General features: G+C 64.5%; 19 protein-coding genes. 7 read left to right on the top strand and 12 right to left on the bottom strand.

Features of this window, described 5'->3' with window-relative positions:
• Nucleotides 1–338 precede the first annotated feature (338 nt).
• The 7 genes from DCO48_RS10605 to DCO48_RS10575 all read right to left on the bottom strand — a co-directional run bounded on the left by DCO48_RS10605 (nucleotide 339) and on the right by DCO48_RS10575 (nucleotide 9,304).
• Entirely contained in the window at nucleotides 339–1,439 is a 1,101-nt protein-coding gene (locus tag DCO48_RS10605; protein ID WP_116550560.1) for a DUF1513 domain-containing protein, read from the bottom strand.
• A 2-nt stretch (nucleotides 1,440–1,441) separates the two neighbouring features.
• Nucleotides 1,442–2,506: an imelysin family protein gene (locus DCO48_RS10600; RefSeq protein ID WP_116550559.1), complete on the bottom strand. Its 1,065-nt coding sequence runs from the start codon at nucleotides 2,504–2,506 to the stop codon at nucleotides 1,442–1,444.
• Nucleotides 2,507–2,521: 15 nt separating this feature from the next.
• Complete coding sequence (locus DCO48_RS10595) at nucleotides 2,522–3,949, bottom strand: di-heme oxidoredictase family protein (RefSeq protein WP_116550558.1); 1,428 nt, start codon at nucleotides 3,947–3,949, stop codon at nucleotides 2,522–2,524.
• 163 nt (nucleotides 3,950–4,112) lie between these two features.
• The gene (locus DCO48_RS10590) at nucleotides 4,113–5,444 is read right to left on the bottom strand and encodes an imelysin family protein (RefSeq protein ID WP_116550557.1); all 1,332 of its coding nucleotides are present in this window, start codon (nucleotides 5,442–5,444) and stop codon (nucleotides 4,113–4,115) included.
• Nucleotides 5,445–5,592: 148 nt separating this feature from the next.
• The gene (locus DCO48_RS10585) at nucleotides 5,593–7,677 is read right to left on the bottom strand and encodes a putative bifunctional diguanylate cyclase/phosphodiesterase (RefSeq protein WP_371919497.1); all 2,085 of its coding nucleotides are present in this window, start codon (nucleotides 7,675–7,677) and stop codon (nucleotides 5,593–5,595) included.
• Between the two features lie 240 nt (nucleotides 7,678–7,917).
• Nucleotides 7,918–8,514: a superoxide dismutase gene (locus tag DCO48_RS10580; RefSeq protein ID WP_116550555.1), complete on the bottom strand. Its 597-nt coding sequence runs from the start codon at nucleotides 8,512–8,514 to the stop codon at nucleotides 7,918–7,920.
• A gap of 190 nt (nucleotides 8,515–8,704) precedes the next feature.
• Entirely contained in the window at nucleotides 8,705–9,304 is a 600-nt protein-coding gene (locus DCO48_RS10575) for a LysE/ArgO family amino acid transporter (RefSeq protein ID WP_116550554.1), read from the bottom strand.
• A 122-nt stretch (nucleotides 9,305–9,426) separates the two neighbouring features.
• Here DCO48_RS10575 and DCO48_RS10570 point away from each other — a divergent pair, with 122 nt between their 5' ends.
• From DCO48_RS10570 to DCO48_RS10560, 3 genes are all read left to right on the top strand, one after another.
• A complete protein-coding gene (locus DCO48_RS10570) occupies nucleotides 9,427–10,356 on the top strand; it encodes a LysR family transcriptional regulator ArgP (RefSeq protein WP_116550553.1) in 930 nt (309 codons plus the stop codon).
• 12 nt (nucleotides 10,357–10,368) lie between these two features.
• Nucleotides 10,369–11,364, top strand: coding sequence for an NAD(P)-dependent oxidoreductase (locus tag DCO48_RS10565; protein WP_116550552.1), 996 nt, complete (start codon nucleotides 10,369–10,371; stop codon nucleotides 11,362–11,364).
• Between the two features lie 89 nt (nucleotides 11,365–11,453).
• Nucleotides 11,454–12,272: an ATPase gene (locus DCO48_RS10560; RefSeq protein ID WP_116550551.1), complete on the top strand. Its 819-nt coding sequence runs from the start codon at nucleotides 11,454–11,456 to the stop codon at nucleotides 12,270–12,272.
• 41 nt (nucleotides 12,273–12,313) lie between these two features.
• Here the strand turns inward: DCO48_RS10560 and DCO48_RS10555 are convergent, their stop codons facing one another.
• The 3 genes from DCO48_RS10555 to DCO48_RS10545 are packed head-to-tail and all read right to left on the bottom strand — an operon-like array spanning nucleotide 12,314 to nucleotide 14,869.
• Nucleotides 12,314–13,363, bottom strand: a complete 1,050-nt coding sequence (locus tag DCO48_RS10555; protein ID WP_116550550.1) for an alkene reductase — start codon at nucleotides 13,361–13,363, stop codon at nucleotides 12,314–12,316.
• 20 nt (nucleotides 13,364–13,383) lie between these two features.
• On the bottom strand, nucleotides 13,384–14,553 hold the full coding sequence (locus DCO48_RS10550) for an MFS transporter (protein WP_116550549.1): 1,170 nt from the start codon (nucleotides 14,551–14,553) through the stop codon (nucleotides 13,384–13,386).
• 13 nt (nucleotides 14,554–14,566) lie between these two features.
• Nucleotides 14,567–14,869 carry a helix-turn-helix transcriptional regulator gene (locus DCO48_RS10545; protein WP_116550548.1) on the bottom strand — a complete coding sequence of 101 codons (303 nt, stop codon included), beginning with the start codon at nucleotides 14,867–14,869 and terminating at the stop codon, nucleotides 14,567–14,569.
• Nucleotides 14,870–15,022: 153 nt separating this feature from the next.
• On the opposite strand from DCO48_RS10545, the gene DCO48_RS10540 reads away from it, so the two are divergent.
• Entirely contained in the window at nucleotides 15,023–15,604 is a 582-nt protein-coding gene (locus tag DCO48_RS10540; protein ID WP_116550547.1) for an ACP phosphodiesterase, read from the top strand.
• Here the strand turns inward: DCO48_RS10540 and DCO48_RS10535 are convergent.
• Complete coding sequence (locus DCO48_RS10535) at nucleotides 15,601–16,386, bottom strand: lysophospholipid acyltransferase family protein (protein WP_116550546.1); 786 nt, start codon at nucleotides 16,384–16,386, stop codon at nucleotides 15,601–15,603. The two genes, DCO48_RS10540 and DCO48_RS10535, sit on opposite strands and share 4 nt — an antisense overlap.
• Entirely contained in the window at nucleotides 16,386–17,141 is a 756-nt protein-coding gene (gene olsB / locus DCO48_RS10530) for an L-ornithine N(alpha)-acyltransferase (protein ID WP_116550545.1), read from the bottom strand. The genes DCO48_RS10535 and olsB overlap by 1 nt, the downstream gene beginning before the upstream one ends.
• A gap of 133 nt (nucleotides 17,142–17,274) precedes the next feature.
• Here olsB and DCO48_RS10525 point away from each other — a divergent pair, with 133 nt between their 5' ends.
• Genes DCO48_RS10525 through DCO48_RS10515 form a run of 3 tightly spaced genes read left to right on the top strand, consistent with a single transcriptional unit; the run spans nucleotide 17,275 to nucleotide 19,619 of the window.
• The gene (locus DCO48_RS10525) at nucleotides 17,275–18,168 is read left to right on the top strand and encodes an acyl-CoA dehydrogenase (RefSeq protein ID WP_116550544.1); all 894 of its coding nucleotides are present in this window, start codon (nucleotides 17,275–17,277) and stop codon (nucleotides 18,166–18,168) included.
• A gap of 42 nt (nucleotides 18,169–18,210) precedes the next feature.
• Entirely contained in the window at nucleotides 18,211–19,311 is a 1,101-nt protein-coding gene (locus DCO48_RS10520; protein ID WP_177410603.1) for a serine hydrolase, read from the top strand.
• Complete coding sequence (locus DCO48_RS10515; protein ID WP_116550543.1) at nucleotides 19,308–19,619, top strand: amidase; 312 nt, start codon at nucleotides 19,308–19,310, stop codon at nucleotides 19,617–19,619. The genes DCO48_RS10520 and DCO48_RS10515 overlap by 4 nt, the downstream gene beginning before the upstream one ends.
• Nucleotide 19,620 lies beyond the last annotated feature (1 nt).

Genomic DNA, 19,620 nt, shown 5'->3' with positions numbered 1-19,620 from the left:
GTTAACCCGAGGCCGAGTGGAGCCTGCGATCTGTGGGGTGAGGGCCATGGATGGCCCGAAAGCGCCGTTGGCCCATGGATGGGCCGTCGGCGCGGTCCCTGCGGATCGTAGGCGGAGGGAGGGGACCCGAAGCGCAGCGTAGGGCCGAGAGGTGGGGCAAGCCCTTTGCTTACTTTGGGGCGTTTGCCAAAGTAAGCCGCCGTCAGGGCGGAAAGGTGAAGTGGCCTCGCCACAGCCAATGGATATGTACACAAAGATCAAGCACATCGTCGGCAAGGCCACACACAGAGATGCCAGGTCCTATAGGGAATCTAGAACCCACGATGGAATGTCAGCCCTCAAGCCACCAGATGCAGATGGTTGTCCCAAAGCCCGGAAGGCAGTTGCATCGGCACCCCGGTCAGTTCTGCCTGGCGGCAATCATAGAACCGGCACCGCCCTTGCCCGGACGTCACCACAAAGCCATCGGCAACCGCACCAACCCCAGCACAGTCGGGCATCGACGCATCGAGCTTGACCTCGGCCGTATCCAGGTCCCAGATAAACAACCGATTCGCCCGTGGCGCCGTCAGCGCCACCAGCCGCAATTCATCATGCACCGCCACACTGGCGGTATATTGCGCCATCGACTGCAACTGATGCTCCGGCACCGCAAAGGCGGCAAACGCCTGCCCCGGCCGTTTGATCGCCAGCAGCTCGGCGGTCTCGTCGGCGTCGCCCATGAACTGCTGACAGGCGATCACCGTGCCATCTTTGGCAATCGCCAGGTGCCGCACACTGTTCATCTGCTGGCCGAGGGTCTCTTTGCTCAGCAAGGTGCCATCGCGCTGCATCAGCACCAGGCTCGGCTCCATGGCATGCAGGTTCATTTCCACCCGGCTTTCGGCCTCGGTGCGAATGCCGCCGTTGGCCACCACCAGCGTTTCGCCATCGGGCAGCCACGACACTTGGTGCGGGCCGATGCCATGGGTGGAAATCTCACCGCTGTGCACCAGCCGCTCCCCCTCGAAACGATAGACCCCCAATACCCCACGCCCAGGGTCGGTGGTGTCGTTTTCGGTTGCATACAGCCATTCACCGCTGTGATGGATGACCGCATGCCCATAGAAGTGCCGATTCGGTTGCGAGGCGAGCGTTTGCAGCAAACGGCCGTCACGTAAGTCGATCAGGTAGCTCTCGGTGCCGGGGCGACGTGCGACGAATAGCGCAATCGGCAATTGCGGGTGATTGATGATGTCGTGGCAACGCTGGCCGACCCGGGTGGCAAACACCTGGGTGCCATCGAGGCGATAGCCGACGGCGTAATGGCTACCATCGGCATCGTCCCGTGCAGACAGCAGCAGGGGCGGCTGCTGCTTGTTCCGGAACAGGGTCCAGCCGCCTAGCGTCAACGCGCTGAGCAGCACACTACCGAGTTTCAGCGCCTGGCGTCGCAACATGATCAGTCACCGTCGTTGGCATTGAAGCCCAGCTGGATATTGAGTGCCTTGGCCAGTTCACCCTCATGCAGGCGATGAACGAGGTTCAGGCTGTCGTAGAGGGTATTCAACTGCTGACGACCCGCTTCGTCCTCAAGCAGTTCGCCGAGGGTGCGGTTGTTGTCGGCCAGCAGTTTCAGCGCTGTCGCGTACGCCGCGTCGATCTTCTCGGCCAGCGGCTTCTGCGCTTTGGGCAGCAGGCCACGAATACCCCGGTTGTCGACGCCGACCCAGACGGTCTCGGCGGCTTTCAGGCTGGCTTCCAGGCTTTTCAGCGAGGAATGGCTGCGCCACGCTTCGGCCTGCAGCGGCTGCGGGATGCCCTTGCTCAGACGGCCCATCGGCGTGCCGAGCTTTTTCTTCAGGGTGTCCAGGGCCGTGACCTGGGCGCGCAGCAGGTCGGCGATCGCTTCGTGCGAATCGGCGTAACGCTGGTTCGGGAACGTGGTCAGTTGCGCGAGCATGCCGTCGGTGTTGTTCCAGCTCTTGAGGATCTCCTCGGCCAGAACCTTCTGGTGCTCGCCGATGGCCACCAACAGCGGACAGTAGCGCGCCTTCTGTTCGGCGTTGGCAGCGTCCGGCTTGCTGTCGAAGAGGATGTACTCGTAGGCCGACAGGCCGCGCACCACCACGCTGGATTTGGCCACGGTGGCAGCGTCCAGTGGCTGGTCGCCGTTGACCAGTTGCTCGACCTGACGGCCGACCAGGTTTTTCTTGTCCGGCCAGAACTGTACCTGCCAGGCGCGGTTGCCTTCGGCCAGCGGGCCGATCAGCAGGGGCTGCAACTCGGCCCAGGCCTTCTGCGCGTGGAGGAAGTCGGCGCGGGCGGTGGCCAGGTCGGCCTTGCCTTCACAGAAAGCCAGGGCACTGACGGCCAGCTGGCGGTCGGCTTCGACCCAGCGGCTGTAGGTCGGCAGGATCACCTGTTTGGCAATCGCGGCGGAGGTCACGGCCTGTGGGTCCTGCGGCGAGCAGGCGCCTAGCGCAAGGGCAGCAAGGCTGGTGAACAACAGCTTGGGACGGAACATGTCCGGCTCCTTTCTCTAGAGTGAGTTCAAGAACGCCAGCAGCGCAGCGCGCTGCTCGGCATTGAAGGTCAGGACGTGCTGGCGTGCCGCTGCTGCTTCGCCGCCGTGCCAGAGCACGGCTTCGAGCAGGTTGCGTGCCCGGCCGTCATGGAGAAACTGGGTGTGGCCGCTGACGGTCTCGTTCAGGCCGATACCCCACAATGGTGCGGTGCGCCAGTCCTGGCCACCGGCAGCGAATTCGCTACGGTTGTCGGCCAGGCCCGGGCCCATGTCGTGCAACAACAGGTCGCTGTAGGGGCGGATAGTCTGGTTGGCCAGCTCCGGTTCGGCGGCCTCGGCGGCCGTGGTGAAGCTCGGGGTATGACAGCCCTGGCAGCCGGCCTCGAAGAACAGGTTCTTGCCGGCCAGCACCTGCGCCGAGTCGACATCCCTGCGCACCGGCACGGCCAGGTTGCGGGTGTAGAACAGCACCAGACGCAGGATATTGTCGCTGACTTCCTGCTCGCCATTGGCGTCGTTACCGTTCGGTGCGGCCAGGCAGTCGTGCTGCGCCGGCGTGCAGTCGTCGACAGGGCGCAGGCCGCTGGTCAGGCCCATGTCGCCGGAGAACGCGTGCACGTTCTGCTGGTTGAGGTTCGGTTGCCCAGCCTTCCAGCCGAAGCGGCCCAGCACGGTCTTGCCCAGGGCGTCGTCCCAGACACGGTTGGGGCGCCCGCGAATGCCGTCGCCGTTGCGATCGTCCGGGTCGGCATTGGCCAGCAGGTCGGCTTCGGGGATGGCTTCCAGCAGGCCCAGGCCGATCATGGGCGGGGCGACACGGGCGGAGAACCGTGTGTCGGGGTGCATCGGTCCGTAGCCGAGCTGGCTGATCTGCAACTGCGGCTGGCGCAGCTCGACACTGCTGCCATCCTTGAAGGTGACGGTGTGCGTGCTGTACTCGACGCGTACCTTGCCTTCGGGGGCGACGCCGGGCACGGCCATGTCCTGGAGCTGGCCGCCGTAGGTCGGCTCGGGGACGATGCCCAGTTGCTCGATCAGCTTGGCGTACTGCGGCTGGTCGGGAATCGACAGGCGCACCAGCATCGATACTGCGTTGCTGGCGCCGGGCGCCGGCGGGTGGCCGCGGCCGTCCTTGATGTGGCAGTTCTGGCAGGCATTGGTGTTGAACAGCGGGCCGAGGCCATCGCGGGCAGTAGTGGTCGACGGGGCGATCACCCAGGGGCTGCGGAAGAAGCTGTTGCCCACGCTGAAATCCAGGCGGCGGCTCGGCGCGAGGTTGGCCGAAGGCATGGAGTAAGCGTTCTGGTCACGCTTGTTCACCGTCGCTGCACCGCCGGCGCGCGCTTCGCCCGGTTCGGCCTGGGTGAAGCGCGGAGCTTCATCGCAGCCGGCCAGGGTCAGGGCCAGAAGCAGAGGTGTGAGGCGGCGAAGCAACAAGGACATGGAGAATCCTGTAGAGCGAGCGAAAACCGGCGTGCAAGCTTAGCAGGAGCCAAGGGGTATGAATAAGAGGGATTTGCGTTTGCTGGATGAAATCGCTTTCAACGTGCCATCGCCATCGCGGGACGAGTCGTCCCGCGATGCGTTTAAAACCTGAAAACGGCGATCAGAATTCGTGATCGGCGGTGTCCGGGTTCAGGTCGCTGATGCCCAGCTTGCCTGCCGCCTGCTCGATTGCACCGGTCTGCTTGACCAGCGCGGCAATGGCGTCACGCACGATCTGGTTGCCGGCCGCGTTGTCGGCGGCGATCAGTTGGTCGTAGTGCTCACCCTTGTTGGCGTGATCAACCATGACCTGGAGCTTGGCTTCGGTCGCTTCCAGGTCGGCCTTCAGCGTGCTGTCGGTCGCAGGGTCGACCTTGGCCACCAGCGAAGACAGGCTTGGGCCGCTCAGTTTGCTGCCGTCGGCACGGGTGTACTCGCCCAGGTAAACGTTACGAATGCCCTTGGCATCGTAGAAGTGCGAGTTGTGGGTGTTGTCGCTGAAGCAGTCCTGCTCGTCTTCCGGCGAGTTGGCTTCCAGCGAGACCTTCATGCGTTCACCAGCCAGTTCGCCGAGCGACAGCGAACCCATGCCGAAGAGCATTTTGCGCAGGCCATTGGCAACCGGCTCAGCTTCCAGGGTGGCGCGGTAGTTGTCGGTGACGTCCGGTTTCCAGTTGCCGACCATTTCTTCCAGGTCGTTCACCAACAGTTGGGTCACGGCCCTCAGGTAGGCGCGCCGACGCTCGTTGTGCTCGCCGGTGGCACCTTTGCCTTCCAGGTAGTCCGACGCTGGGCGGTTGCCTGCGCCAGGGCCGGTGCCGTTCAGGTCCTGGCCCCAGAGCAGGAATTCGATGGCGTGGTAGCCGGTGGCGACGTTCGCTTCGGAACCGCCCAGTTCGTTCAGGCTGGCCAGTTTCTCAGGGGTGATGTCCTTGACGTCGACCTTGTCTTCGCCAACCTGGATCTCGGTGTTGGCGATGATGTTGGCGGCAGCACCAGGGTTGCCCAGGGCGTGCTCGTAGCTCTTGTCGACGTAGTCGATCAGGCCTTCGTCCAGTGGCCAGGCGTTCACCTGACCTTCCCAGTCGTCGATGATGGTGTTGCCGAAGCGGAACACTTCGCTCTGCAGGTACGGCACACGGGCGGCAACCCAGGCAGCCTTGGCTGCGTTCAGGGTGTCGTCGTTCGGGGTGGCGAGGAAGGCGTCGATGGCGCTCTGCAGGGTTTTTGCGGTGCTCAGCGAGTCGCTGTACACGGCAAACACCATGTCGGTGTAATGCTTGACCACGGCCTTGGCGGCGGCCTCGTCGACTGCGCCAGCTGCCGGGGCAGTCGTGGCGGCGGCCGGCGCTTGCGCTTGTGGGGCAGCGGCCTTGTCCTTGTCATCGCCACAGCCGGCGAGGGAGATGGCAATGGCCAGCAAACTGGCGGTGGCCAGAGGCATACGAATCATGGCGAATTCCTGCGTCGAGAGGTTGAACAGGCGTGCCCATGCACGCAAATCCGTCACATAATGCGAAAGATTTGCATTTTGTGTAAAGGGGGTGCCGTGGAAATATTCAAATGGATGTTTCCCGGCAAGGCCCCGCAGTACCGGGTGTTCAGAGAATCGAAACGGAGTTGCGCTGGGCCTGCTTGAGGAATGCGGTCAGCTCGCGTGCGGGCAGGGGTTTGCTGTAGAGATAGCCCTGACCTTCGTGGCAGCCCTGGGCGATGATGTAGGTTTCCTGCTCGGTAGTTTCCACGCCTTCGGCAATGACCTGCATGCCCAGGCTCTTGCCCAGCTGGATGATCGCCCTGACGATGGTGGCATCATCGTCGTCGTCGAGCAGGTCCTGGACGAAACTCTTGTCGATCTTGATCTTGTCCAGCGGCAGCGACTTCAGGTAGCTGAGCGACGAGTAGCCGGTACCGAAGTCGTCGATCGCGATCAGCGCGCCGGAGCGCCGCAGGCTCAGCAGGTGCTGGGCAGCGGTGCTGATGTCTTCCATCAGGCCGGTTTCGGTCACTTCCAGTTCCAGGCTGCGCGGCGGTAGGCGGTAGATCTGCAGCAGGTTGTTGACCACCCGCGGCAGCTCGCTGTGGTGCAGTTGCACGGTGGACAGGTTGACTGCCATGCGCAAGTCGCTGAAGCCTTGATCGTGCCACTCGCGCAGTTGTCGGCACGCCTGGTCGAGCACCCACTCACCGATCACGATGATATTGCCGTTCTGTTCGGCCAGCGGGATGAACTGGTCCGGCGGCACCATGCCCAGTTCCGGGTGCTGCCAGCGCAACAGCGCCTCGACGCCGACCACGCGGTGGTCGCGGTAGCTGATTTGCGGTTGGTAGACCAGGTACAGCTGATTGCGCGGCAGGGCTTCGCGCAGGTCTTTTTCCAGTTCGCGGCGCCGGCGCATCTCGCTGTCGACGCTGGCGATGTAGAACTGGTAGCGGTTGCGCGAGCGGGTCTTGGCCAGCGTCATGGTCTGTTCGGCTTTTTGCAGCAGCTTCTCGGTGCTGTCGCCGTCTTCCGGAAACAGGGTGATACCGATGGTGGCGCGCAGGCGGATTTCCTGGTGATCGAGGGCGAACGGGGCCTCCAGGTCGTCGAGGATGCTCTGCGCCAGCTCGGCGGCTTCGTAGGGCTGCTCGATATCGGCCTGGACCAGGGCGAACTGGTCGCCGCCCAACCGGGCTAGCGCGCCGAGGCGGCCGCTGTGGGCGCGCAGACGGTCGGCCAGGGCCAGCAGCAGTTGGTCGCCGGCCTGGTAGCTGAATTGCTCGTTGATCCCCTTGAAGTCGTCCAGGCCCACACACAGCACAGCGACCCGGCGTTGCAGGCGGCCCGCGTCGACCAGGATCTTGTCCAGCTGTTGCTGCAATTGCTGGCGGTTCGGCAGGCCGGTAAGGAAGTCGTACTGGGCCATGCGCAGCAGGCTGTTTTCCGCCTCGTGGCGCAAGTGCGTATTGCGCTCGATCGAGGCCAGCAGCTGGTTGGCGGTATCGACCCACAGGCCCAGCTCGTTCTTCTCGTGGCCCTTGAGCAGCGGTAACTGGTGCTGGCTGGGGCGGTCGGGGTTGATTTGGGTGAGGTGCTCGATAATCCGCGACAGCGGTTTGGTCAGCAGCCAGTGGTAGACCAGGTACAGCACCAGGCCCATGGCCAGGGCGCGCAGTACGCCGGAAATGAAGATGATCACCGAGCTGACGATGAAACCCTTGCCGTAGTCGGCGGTGTCCAGGGTGATGCTCAGGTCGCCGTAATACTCGCTATACGGGCCGCGACCGACCAGCTGGATGCTGAAGGTGCGTTCCTGGCCGAGGATCAGGTCGGTGAGCCAGCGCGTAGGCTCTTCCTGCAAGGGCCGGGATTTTTCCGCAAGCATGGTTTCGTTGGGGTGGCCGATGGCAGCCATGCGCACCGACTCGTCCTGGAACAGGCCTTCGATGACCTGCATGCCCATTTCCCGGTCGAGGCTGTACACCGCCTGGGTCGAGGGGTCGCGAAACATGTCGAGGATGCGCTGCGCATCGCTGGCGACCGCCTGGCGAGTCTTGTAGGCATCGAAAACGATCTGCGCACAGCTGAGCACCACTCCGACGACCAGCGCCGAGAGCAGGACGACCCTGAGCAACTTGACCGATAAGCTGTTCTTGAGTTCCAGCTTCAATGGGGTTTCCTTAATCCATGCGCATGGCAGCATTTTGCCACCATTTTGTGGCAATCCACTATCGGCCGTCCACAGGCCCTCTAACAGGATCCTGAATCACTGTATCGGTTACCCCGGCCTGCGACTTTAATACGAGGGAAGTAGTTTCCCAACATTTGATGTTAGCGCGCTCTGGGTGGGGGGCAAGCGGTGGGCAGATATTCCTGTGGGATAACCCGGAGGCAAAAAAAAACCCACCGCAGTGGGTGGGCTTTTCAATCAACCGTGGTCGATTCAGGCAGTGAAGGTCTTGCCTTCGAACTGCTCGGCAACGAACTTCCAGTTGACCAGGTTCCAGAACGCCTCGACGTACTTCGGACGCACGTTGCGGTAGTCGATGTAGTAGGCGTGTTCCCAGACGTCGCAGGTCAGCAGCGGGGTGTCGCCGTTGGTCAGCGGGTTGCCGGCGCCGATGGTGCTGGCCAGGGCCAGGGAACCGTCAGCCTTTTTCACCAGCCAGCCCCAGCCGGAACCGAAGGTGCCGACGGAGGTCTTGGTGAACTCTTCCTTGAACGTGTCGAACGAACCGAACGCCGCGTTGATGGCTTCAGCCAGGGCGCCGGTAGGTTGGCCGCCGGCGTTTGGCGCCAGGCAGTTCCAGTAGAAGGTGTGGTTCCAGACCTGAGCGGCGTTGTTGAAGATACCGCCCGAGGAAGTCTTGACGATTTCTTCCAGGGTTTTGCCTTCGAACTCGGTGCCTGGCACCAGGTTGTTCAGGTTCACGACGTAGGTGTTGTGGTGCTTGTCGTGGTGGTATTCCAGGGTTTCCTTGGAAATGTGCGGCTGCAGGGCATCGTGGGCGTAAGGCAGCGGCGGCAATTCAAAAGCCATGGTGAATCTCCTAATCAGGTCTGTTGCGGTGAGCGCAAGGCCGATCACGGGCGGCCGGAAGAGCGTCGGCGAGTTTGTACTCTTTGCGACGCAAGGGCCCGATCATAGCACCGGGCCCCAGGCTTAACCACGCAACAAGTGTACGGAAAAGAGGTTCCAGAGCCTTTGCCGGCAGTTGACCGACGGCGACTTAGCCGAGGATCAGTTGGGTCGCCACGGCAAACATCATCACCGCTACCATCAGGTCGAGCATGCGCCAGGTGCCTGGCCGCGCCAGCCATGGAGCCAGCCAGGCGGCGCCGAGGGCGAGGGTCGAGAACCAGATCAGCGAGGCGCTGGCGGCACCGGCCACGTACGCGCCGGGCACGCTTTGCTGGGCGCCGAGCGAGCCGATCAGCAGTACCGTGTCCAGGTACACATGCGGGTTGAGCAGGGTGACCGCCAGCGCACTCAGCAGCACCGCGCGGCGCGAGCGCAGGCCCTGGCCGTCGCCCTGCTCCAGGCTTTGTTTCGAGCAGGCGCGCAGCAGGGCCTTGGCGCCGTACCAGATGAGGAAGATCGCCCCGCCCCAGCGCGCCATGGCGAGCAGGGTCGGGTTTTGCGCCAGCACCGTGGCCAGGCCGAATACGCCGGCGGCCACCAGCACCGCGTCGCAGAACACGCACAGCATGGCCACCGGCAGGTGGTGCTCGCGGCGCAGGCTTTGCGCCAAGACAAAGGCGTTCTGGGTGCCGATCGCCATGATCAGGCCGAACGCGACCAGCAGGCCATTCAAATAGCTTTGCCACATGGCGCTAACTCCAGGAAAACAGCCCGACAGGCTGTGGGAAACAACGAGAGGATGCTGGCTATTCTGCGGACAACCTGGGTATAAGAAAAACAAATAAAGCTGATCAGGCATTAGGAAAAATAATGTTCGATTACAAACTGCTTTCGGCGCTCGCCGCCGTGGTCGAGCAGGCCGGTTTCGAGCGTGCGGCACAGTTGCTCGGGCTGTCGCAATCGGCAATCTCGCAGCGGATCAAACTGCTTGAGGCGCGGGTCGGCCAGCCGGTGCTCGTGCGGGCCAACCCGCCGACCCCGACCGAGGTCGGCAAGCGCTTGCTCAACCATGTGCAGCAGGTACGCTTGCTTGAGCGCGACCTGCAAGGCCAGGTGCCGGCACTGGATGAAGAAGGCCTGCCGGAACGTTTGCGGGTCGCCCTCAACGCCGACAGCCTGGCGACCTGGTGGGGCGTGGCGGTAGGCGAGTTCTGCGCCGGCCAGCAGGTGTTGCTGGACCTGGTGGTGGAAGACCAGGAAGTCGGCCTCAAGCGCATGCGCGCCGGCGAGGTGGCGGCCTGCGTGTGTGCCAGCGAGCGGCCGGTGGCCGGGGCGCGCAGCGAGTTGCTCGGGGCCATGCGCTATCGTGCGCTGGCCAGCCCGGCGTTCATGGCCCGGCACTTCCCGCAGGGTTTCGATGCCAGCCGGCTGGCTCATACGCCGGGCATCGTGTTCGGCCCGGACGATTTTCTGCAGCACCGCTACCTGGCTTCATTGGGCATTACCGGCGGTTTCCTGCATCATCTGTGTCCGTCTTCGGAAGGCTTCACCCGCCTGACCGAAGCCGGCATCGGCTGGGGGCTGGTGCCCGAATTGCAGGTCCGCGAACAGCTGGCCAGCGGGCAACTGGTGGAAATCCTGGCCAATAAACCCATCGACGTGCCGCTGTACTGGCATCATTGGCGCAATGGCGGGCAACTGCTCGAACACCTCACCGATCACTTGCGGCAGCACGCCGGCACTTGGCTGGTGCCGTGGGCGGGGTTGCCGGCGTCAGCAGCATCTGGAAAAAATCTGTAGGCGGAGTGCTTCATGCGAATTCTGGTCACCGGCGCGAGCGGCTTCATTGGCGGGCGCTTTGCGCGTTTTGCCCTGGAGCAGGGCCTGGACGTGCGGGTCAATGGCCGGCGTGCCGAGGGCGTCGAGCACCTGGTGCGGCGCGGCGCGCAATACATTCCCGGCGATCTCGGCGACCCGGAGTTGGCCCGGCGCCTGTGCCAGGGCGTCGACAGCGTGGTGCATTGCGCCGGTGCGGTGGGCAACTGGGGACGTTATCAGGATTTCCACCAGGGCAACGTGGTGGTTACCGAAAACGTGGTCGAGGCCTGCCTGAAGGAACATGTGCGCCGGCTGGTGCACCTGTCGTCGCCGTCGATCTATTTCAACGGTCGCTCGCAGAGCAATATCCGCGAAGAACAGGTGCCGCGGCGGTTCCACGATCATTACGCGAGCACCAAGTTCCTCGCCGAACAGAAGGTCTTCGGGGCCCAGGAATTTGGTCTCGAAGTGCTGGCACTGCGCCCGCGCTTCGTCACCGGCGCGGGCGATGTGAGCATCTTCCCGCGGCTGTTGCAGATGCAGCGCAAGAAGCGCCTGGCAATTGTCGGCAACGGCCTGAACAAGGTCGACTTCACCAGCGTGCAGAACCTCAACGAGGCCTTGCTCAGTGCGCTGAACGCCGGCAACGAAGCCCTCGGCCAGGCCTACAACATCAGCAACGGCCAGCCGCTGCCGCTGTGGGACGTGGTCAACTACGTGATGCGCCAGATGCACTTGCCGCAAGTGACCCGCTACCGCTCCTTCGGCCTGGCCTACAGCGCCGCGGCCTTGAACGAGGCGGCTTGCCTGCTCTGGCCGGGGCGTCCGCAGCCAACCCTGTCGCGTCTCGGCGTGCAGGTGATGAACAAGGATTTCAGCCTGGACATCAGCCGCGCGCGGCAGATGCTCGACTACCGACCGCAGGTCAGCGTGTGGACCGCGCTGGATGAATTCTGTGGCTGGTGGAAGGCGCAGCAGCGCCCGCAGTGAACCGATGTGCTGGAACGCGGTCGACCGGGGTGTCATTTTGACGGTTTATACTAGTGCTCATTTGCTATCACGGCGGTTGAAAACCCTACATGCGTAACGATGCTCGCGATGACGATTTTGACAATGTGCCCACCCTCAAGGCAGTGGTGCGCGATGACGATGAGTTTGCCCCGCTGGCCAACCCGCGCATAGCCAAGCTGCAGGCGGCGCGCAAGCCGCTGACGGCGCCGTTGTGGGCGTTGCTGGGGGCGTCGTTCATTGCCTTGGGCGGTCTGGGTTGGTGGAGCTTCCAGCAGATGTCGCTGATGGAGCAGCAACTGGTGGCGACCCAGGAAGCCTTTGCGCGGATCAGCGAAGAGGCGGCCGGGCGCTTGCAGGCGATCAGCGGCAAGGTCGATGCCAGCGAGAGTACGGTGAATTCCGGCAGCGAAGCGCTGAAGTTGCAGATCAAGCAGTTGCAGGCCAGCCTGCTGGAGCAGGGCAAGCAGCAGGAGGGGGTGGCCGGGCAGGCCGGCGATCTGGGCAAGCGGCTGAACGAAGCGCTGGCGCAGGTGGCTGCGCAACAGGCACAGAATGCCCAGCTTCAGGAGCAGATGAAAGTGCTCGCCACGGAGCTGACCACGCTGAAAGCGGCGCAAGCCGACACCAGCAAGGTCGATGCACAGCTCAAGGAGTTGGGGGCGGAGATTGCCGCGCTGAAGAAGCAGGGTAATCCGAACGTGGCGATCCAGCGGCTGGAACAGGACCTGATCGTGCTCAAGAGCGAGCAGGAGAACCGCCCGGCACCTGCAGCCAATGGTGCATCGACGGCAGAGTTCGACGCCTTCCGTGGGCAGGTGACGCGCAACATCAATACCTTGCAAAGCCAGGTGCAGAACCTGCAACAGCAGATCAACGCGCGGCCCTGAAAAACATCGCGGGACGAGTCGTCCCGCGATAGGGGCCTCAGTTACAGCCGCGGATAATCGATGTAACCCACCGGGCCCTTGCCATAGAAGGTCTCCGGGTGCGGCTCGTTCAGCGGTGCATCCGCTGCCAGCCGTGCCGGCAGGTCAGGGTTGGCAATAAACGGAATACCGAACGCCACGGCGTCCGCCGTGCCGTTCGCCAGCGCCGCATTGGCGCTGGCCTTGTCGAAGCGCTCGTTGACGATGTATGGCCCGCCGAAGGCTTCCTTGATCAACGGCCCGATGCTGTCGTCGCCTTCCTTCTCCCGCGAGCAGATGAATGCCACGCCGCGCTTGCCCAGCTCACGCGCCACATAGGTAAAGGTTTCGGCCCGATTGGCATCGCCCATGTCGTGGCTGTCGGCGCGTGGTGCCAGGTGTACGCCGACCCGGTGGGCACCCCACACCTCGATGGCCGCATCGGTCACTTCCAGCAGCAGACGCGCGCGGTTCTCCAGCGAGCCGCCATACAGGTCGGTGCGTTGGTTGGTGCTGCTTTGCAGGAACTGGTCGAGCAGGTAGCCGTTGGCCCCATGAATCTCTACACCATCGAAACCGGCCGCCTTGGCATTCTCGGCCCCCGTGCGGTACGCCTCGACGATATCGGCGATTTCTGCCGTTTCCAGCGCCCGCGGCGTTGGGAACTCGGTGATCGGTCGCACCAGGCTCACATGCCCCTTGGGCTGGATGGCGCTCGGTGCTACCGGGGTTTCGCCGTTCAGGTAGCTGGGGTGGGAAATCCGCCCCACGTGCCACAGTTGCAGGAAGATCCGCCCACCGGCGCCGTGTACCGCCTTGGTGATGTTGGTCCAGCCCCGCACCTGGTCGTTGGACCAGATCCCTGGGGTGTCCGGGTAGCCAACGCCCATCGGCGTCACCGAGGTGGCTTCGCTGAGAATCAGCCCGGCGCTGGCGCGCTGCACGTAGTACTCGGCCATCAGCGCGTTGGGCACGCGGCCTTCGTCGGCGCGGCAGCGGGTCAGCGGGGCCATGATGATGCGGTTCGGCAGTTGCAGATCGCCGAGGGTAATCGGGTCGAAAAGAGTCGTCATGTGCATGAACCTCGTAGCAATCAGTGAGTGGCAGGAGCCAGTTCGGCGTCGGCGCCGTTCTGACGGAAAGTAATCAGCGTGACGATCAGCGCCAGCACCGCGAGGGCCGCTGCCGCCAGCGGTACGCGGGTCAGGCCCAGGCCTTGGGCGATGACCGTGCCGCCAACCCAGGCGCCCAGGGCGTTGCCCAGGTTGAACGCGCCGATGTTCAGGGTCGAGACCAGGTTCGGCGCAGCCTTGCCGAAGGTCACCACGTTGACCTGCAGCGCCGGCACCGCGGCGAAGGCGGCGGTGGCCCAGAGGAACAGGGTGATTTCTGCCGGGATCAGCGCAGCGCTGGTCCAGCTCAGTACCGTGGACACCAGCGCCATGCTGGCGAATACACCGAGCAGGGTGGCGCCCAGGCGGCGGTCGGCGAGCTTGCCGCCGACGATGTTGCCCAGGGTCAGGCCCAGGCCGATCAACAGCAGGGTCCAGGTCACACCGCGTGGCGAGATCCCGGTAACGTCGCCGAGCAGCGGCGCAACGTAGGTGAACAGGGTAAACATCGACGCCGAGAACAGCACGGTCATCGACAACGACAGCCAGATACCGGCGCCTTTGAGGGCGGCCAGCTCGGCGCGCATGTCGAGTTTTTCCTCGTCATGGCGCAGCGGCAGGAAGCGGATCAGGCCGATCAGGGCAACCACGCCGATCACGGTCACGGCCCAGAAGGTCGAGCGCCAGCCGGCTACCTGACCCAGCGCGGTTCCCAGCGGCACGCCGAGCACGTTGGCCAGGGTCAGGCCGGTGAACATCAGGGCCACGGCCGAGGCGCGGCGATTGGCCGGCACCAGGCTGGCGGCGACCACCGAACCGATACCGAAGAAGGCGCCGTGGCACAGCGCGGTGACCACGCGGGCAAACATCAGCACGTTGTAGTCGCTGGCCAGCGCGCACAGCAGGTTGCCGACGATGAACACACCCATCAGGGCCACCAGGGCGGCCTTGCGCGGCAGGCGCGCAGTGGCCAGGGCCATGAACGGCGCGCCGATGGCCACGCCCAGGGCGTAGCCGGTAACCAGCCAGCCGGCGCCGGGGATCGACACACCGAGGTCGCTGGCCACCTCGGGCAACAGGCCCATGATGACGAACTCGGTAGTGCCGATGGCGAAGGCGCTGAGCGCCAGGATCAGGAGTGAAAGGGGCATTGCAAGGTCCTTGTCAGAGCTCTTGGCTCATCTGCTTGAGGAAGGCCTGGATGGTGTCCTCGTTGCGTTTGAAGAAGTTCCACTGCCCGACCTTCTGGCTGGTCACCAAGCCCGCGCGCTGCAGGGTCGCCAGGTGGGCTGAGACCGTCGACTGCGACAGGCCGCAGCGTTGATCGATCTGGCCGGCACAGACACCGTGTTCGGTGCTGTGATGCTGGTCGGGGAACTGCAGGTCCGGGTCTTTCAGCCAGTTGAGGATTTCTCGCCGTACTGGGTGGGCCAGGGCTTTTATTATTTCGTCGAGATCGAGAGGCATGGGAGTTGGGCTCGTGTTGTAGCGGTATATCGCGATGGAGCGAAATATAAATCGGTATTTCGCGATATACAAATATGATGTGGTTCTTAGCGCAGCGTAAATCGCTATATCGGGTTATAACGATATTGGTCGCCCGGTGCTAGACTGCGCAGCATGAACTACCTCGCACACCTTCACCTGGGCGGCGAGCAGCCGCAGCAACTGCTCGGCAGCCTCTATGGTGATTTCGTCAAAGGCCCGCTGGCTGGGCGCTTTCCGCAACCGCTGGAAGCGGCGATCCGTCTGCACCGGCAAATCGATGTGTTCACCGACCGCCACCCGCTGGTGCTGGCCGCGCTGGCGCGCTTCCCGGCGGGACGGCGACGCTATGCCGGGATCATGCTCGATGTGTTTTTCGACCACTGCCTGGCCCTGCACTGGCAGGATTACGCCGGGCAGCCGCTGGAGCAGTTCACCGGGCGCGTGTACCGGGTACTGGCGGCGCAAGCGGACTTGCCAGGACGGCTGGCGCAGATTGCGCCGTACATGGCCGCCGACGACTGGCTGGGTTCGTACCGTGAGTTCACAGTGCTCGGGCAGGTGTTTCGCGGCATCGCCCGGCGCCTGTCGCGGCCCGAGGGCCTGGAGGGCGCACTGGACGAAGTGGCAGCGTTGTACCAGCCGCTGCTGGATGACTTTCGCGCGTTCTACCCCGAGCTGCAGGCCTTTGCCGGCAAGGCCCGGCAACCAGCTTAAGCGGCTTTCGCCCGCCGCGGCAGCGGCATGGCCGGCTCGGCGCCGAACAGTGCGATTTGCACCGCCTGTTGCGCCTTGAACGCTAGCGCCGCACGTTCTTCACCCGCGCTGGCAATCGGCGTCAGCAGCTTGATTTCGACCTCGGCGCAGTCATTGGCAAACAACCGCAGCAGGTGCGAGAGCAGGTCGTCGTCGCCGATAAAGGGCGCTACCGGGTCGGGCTTGCCGTCGCGCAGGTAGCGCAGGGCCACTGGTTGCAGCGGTATGCCGGTGTCTATGGCGCTGGCCAGCAGCCGGCCGTGGAAGGTGCGCAGGCTGCGCCCGTCGGTGGTGGTGCCTTCGGGGAAGATCAGTAATGAGCAGGCCTGCTCCAGGTGCTGGCTGATCTGCTGGCGCAACCGTTGGCTGTCGCCACCGCCACGCCGGATGAACAGTGTGCCGGCCTTCAGTGCCAGCCAGCCGGCCACCGGCCAGGCGCGCACTTCGGCCTTGGACAGGAACGACAGCGGGGCAAGCATGCCGAGCAGTGGGATGTCGGTCCACGACACATGGTTGCTGAGCCACAGCATCGGTCGGCTCGGCAGTTGGCCGACTACCCGCACCTTGAACGGCAGAGCGCCGGCCAGGCGGCGCATGAACAGCTGCGACCAGCGTTGCCGGCGTTGTGCCGGGGCCGGCATGCCGAGGCGCTCGTAGAGGCTGAACAGGGTCGCCATGCCCAGGCCGAACAGCACCACCAGCAGCACCCGCAGGATGCGCGCGGTCACGCGCACGCGCTGCATCAGACTGCCGCCTTGAAGTGCCGGGCGTAGCGCGGGCACAACTCCTCGCGCTTGAGCAGGATGAATACGTCGGCGACCTGGAAGTCTTCGTCCCAGCACGGCTCGCCGCAGATCTTCGCGCCGAGGCGCATGTAAGCCTTGAGCAGCGGCGGCATTTCGGCGATGACGTTGCCCGGCAGGTCGAGGCTCGGCAATGGCTTCTTCGGTTCGGCGCGCAGGTGTTCGGTGCACAGGTAGCGTTCACGCAGGCGCTGCATGATCGCGTGGGCCTGCACGCCGCCGTCCTGCATGGGGATGCTCGCGCAGCCCATCAGGTAGCTGTAGCGGCCTTCGTTGAGCACTTCGGCCAGCTCGCCCCAGAGCACGGCGATGGTGCCGCCGTTGCGGTAGGCCGGGTCGACGCAGGTGCGGCCCAGTTCGAGGATTGGCCCTTGCAGGTGGCCGAGGCCGTGCAGGCTGAATTCCTCTTCGCTGTAGAACCGGCCCAGGCTACTGGCAGCCTGGTGATCGAGCAGGCGGGTGGTGGCCACCAGGCGGCCGCTGTTCAGATCGCGCACGCCGATGTGTCGGCAATGGATATCGTAGTCGTCCATGTCCAGGCCCAGTTCGGCGCCTTTGAGTTTGGCCTTGAACTCCGCGCTGAAGACGCTGAAGCGAAGGGCTTGGGCTTCCTGCAGGGCCGCCGGGCCAACCAGACGTTCGGCTTGCAGACGGCGGTCAGTGCTGTTGTCGCCAGAGCGAGCGATCTGAGTCATTGCGAGTCTCCATAAGCCAGCCATGGGGTTGCGGCCGGTCGACTTTGTTGTGCAAGCTCAGCCTAGGTAGCCGTGGTGTCACCGCCGTGAACAATTGGTGATGCTTGGATGACAGCCCCCAAGGAGTGTGTGCATGACCTGGTTGGAACGACTCAATCACCCGCAGGCGCAGCCGCTGCTGGGCAGCCTGGGCGACACCTACGCCAGTTTGCTTGACGGTCTGGGCCCGGTCGGCCCGTTCGAACTGGCTGTGCTCGGCGGTCAGCGGATGCCCACGCCGGGGCTGGCCTTCCTGGTCGGTTACCAGGCGGCATTGCGCGTGTTATGGCCCAGCGCACCGCCCAGCCTGGGTGCGTTGTGTGCGACCGAACAGCGCAGTGTGCGCCCGGCCGACATGCGCATGCGCCTGGACCTGGACGCGCTGCGCCTTACCGGCAGCAAGGATTTCGTCACCGCCGGGCTGGAGGCCGACTGGCTGCTGGTCGCCGCCCGTGTCGAGGCGCCTGGCGAGTCGCCCTGCCTGCGTCTGGCGGTGGTCTATCCCGGCGAGCCGGGGGTCAGCCTGGAACCGTTGCCGACGCTGCCGCTGATGCCCGAAGTGGGCCACGCCCGGCTGCACCTGGAGCAGGCCCTGTGCGAGCGGCTGGCCGGGGATGGCTGGGACAACTACGTGAAGCCGTTCCGTTCGCTGGAAGACCTGTACGTGCTCAGCGCACTGGTGGCCTGGCTCTATGGTGTGGGCCGCGTCAGCCAATGGCCGCAAGGCTTGCAGCTACGGTTGATCAGCGTGCTCGGTGGCTGCGCCGAAGCCAGCCGGCAATGCGCCGACGCGCCGTCCACGCACCTGTTGCTGGGTGGTCTGTTTGCCCAGTTTGGTGCCTTGCGCGGCGAACTCGATGCGGCGCTGCTGACGGCCCCGGGCGCCTGCGCCGAGCTCTGGCAACGCGATCGCGGCATCCTCGAACTGGCTGGCGCGGCGCGGGCCAAGCGCCTGGCTAAAGCCTGGGCCGCTGCGGGATTGTCATGAACGCCTGCTAGCCTTGGCCGATCATCGCCTTGAGAGCGGGTCATGGGTAAAACGCGGCTGTCCTGGCTGTTGATCGTTGCCGGCTGCTGGAGCACCACGGCCGGCGCCGAAAGTTGGCCGATCCCGGATTGGCAGGTGGCACCGGTGAATACCGGGCCGGCGGTCCAGGCGCTTGGCCAGTACGCCTTTCCCCCGCGCGACTCGAGCCAGCGTAGCGGCGTGCGCAGCGATGCGCTGCTGGTGGTGCAGGCAGGGCGCATCGTCTATGAACGCTACGCGGCGCCCACCACGGTGACCACCCCGCACCTGACCTGGTCGATCAGCAAGAGCGTCCTGGCGACCCTGCTCGGCGTTGCCTACGGTCAAGGTCGGTTCACCCTCGACGACTCGGCCGCGCGTTTTTACCCGCCGTTGCAGGCGCACCCGGGGATCCGCCTCAAGGACCTGCTGCATTGGGCCAGCGGCCTGGAGTGGCAGGAGGACTACGAATACGCCCCGCTCAAGTCCTCGGTGGTGGCCATGCTCTACACCCGTGGTCGCCTCGACATGGCCGCCTACACCGCCGGGCATGAGACGCTGGCGGAGCCGGGTAAGCGCTTCCGTTATTCCAGTGGTGACAGCAACCTGTTGGCTGCCGCCTTGCGCGGTATGCTCGGCAGCCAGCAGTACGACGCCTACCCGTGGCAGGCATTGTTCGAACCGTTGGGGATTCGCCAGGCCACCTGGGAGCAAGACCCCAGCGGTACGTTTGTCGGCTCCTCCTACCTGTACCTGAGTGCCCGCGACCTGGCGCGCATCGGCCTGTTGATGCAACGCAATGGGCGCTGGAATGGCCAGCCGTTGCTGCCGGCCGAGTGGGTGACGTTCAACCGCACGCCCTTTGTACAGGCTGGCGTCGAGCCGGGCGAAGCGACACCGGGCGGACACTGGTGGTTGAACAGCTCGCTGGGTGATGCATCACGGCCGTGGCCAGATGCCCCGGCGGACACCTTCGCCGCGCTCGGGCATTGGGGCCAGGCACTGTATGTGCTGCCGAGCCGGCAACTGGTGATCGTGCGCTATGGCGATGACCGCGATGGCAGCTACCAGCACAACGAGTTGCTCAAACGGGTGCTGGCGGCGTTTCCCGGAGACTGGCCATGAAGCGTTTGCTGCTGATCCTGCTGGCGCTGCTCGGCGCTTGGGCCTGGTACGAGCGCGAGGCGCTGGGCGACTTTCCGGATGTCCTCAGCGCCTACTCGGCCAAGGAATACTGTTCCTGCCGGTATGTCATGGGGTTCGATGCCGCCTACTGCCAGGGTTACGTCCAGCAGTACCTGCCGTTGAGCTGGCTGGAGGACGAGCCGCCGCGTCGTCGGGTCAGCGCCGAAGGCCTGGGCCGACGCAATACGGCAGTGTGGCTGGGCACCCGCGAGGGCTGTCGCTTGCTGCCGCAAGGCTCGGGCGGTTAAG

The organism is Pseudomonas sp. SDI, assembly GCF_003105155.1.
In the GTDB taxonomy this organism is placed as follows: Bacteria; Pseudomonadota; Gammaproteobacteria; order Pseudomonadales; family Pseudomonadaceae; genus Aquipseudomonas.
Note: the sequence above shows the minus strand (reverse complement) of the source record. Positions and strands in the feature narration are given on the sequence as shown.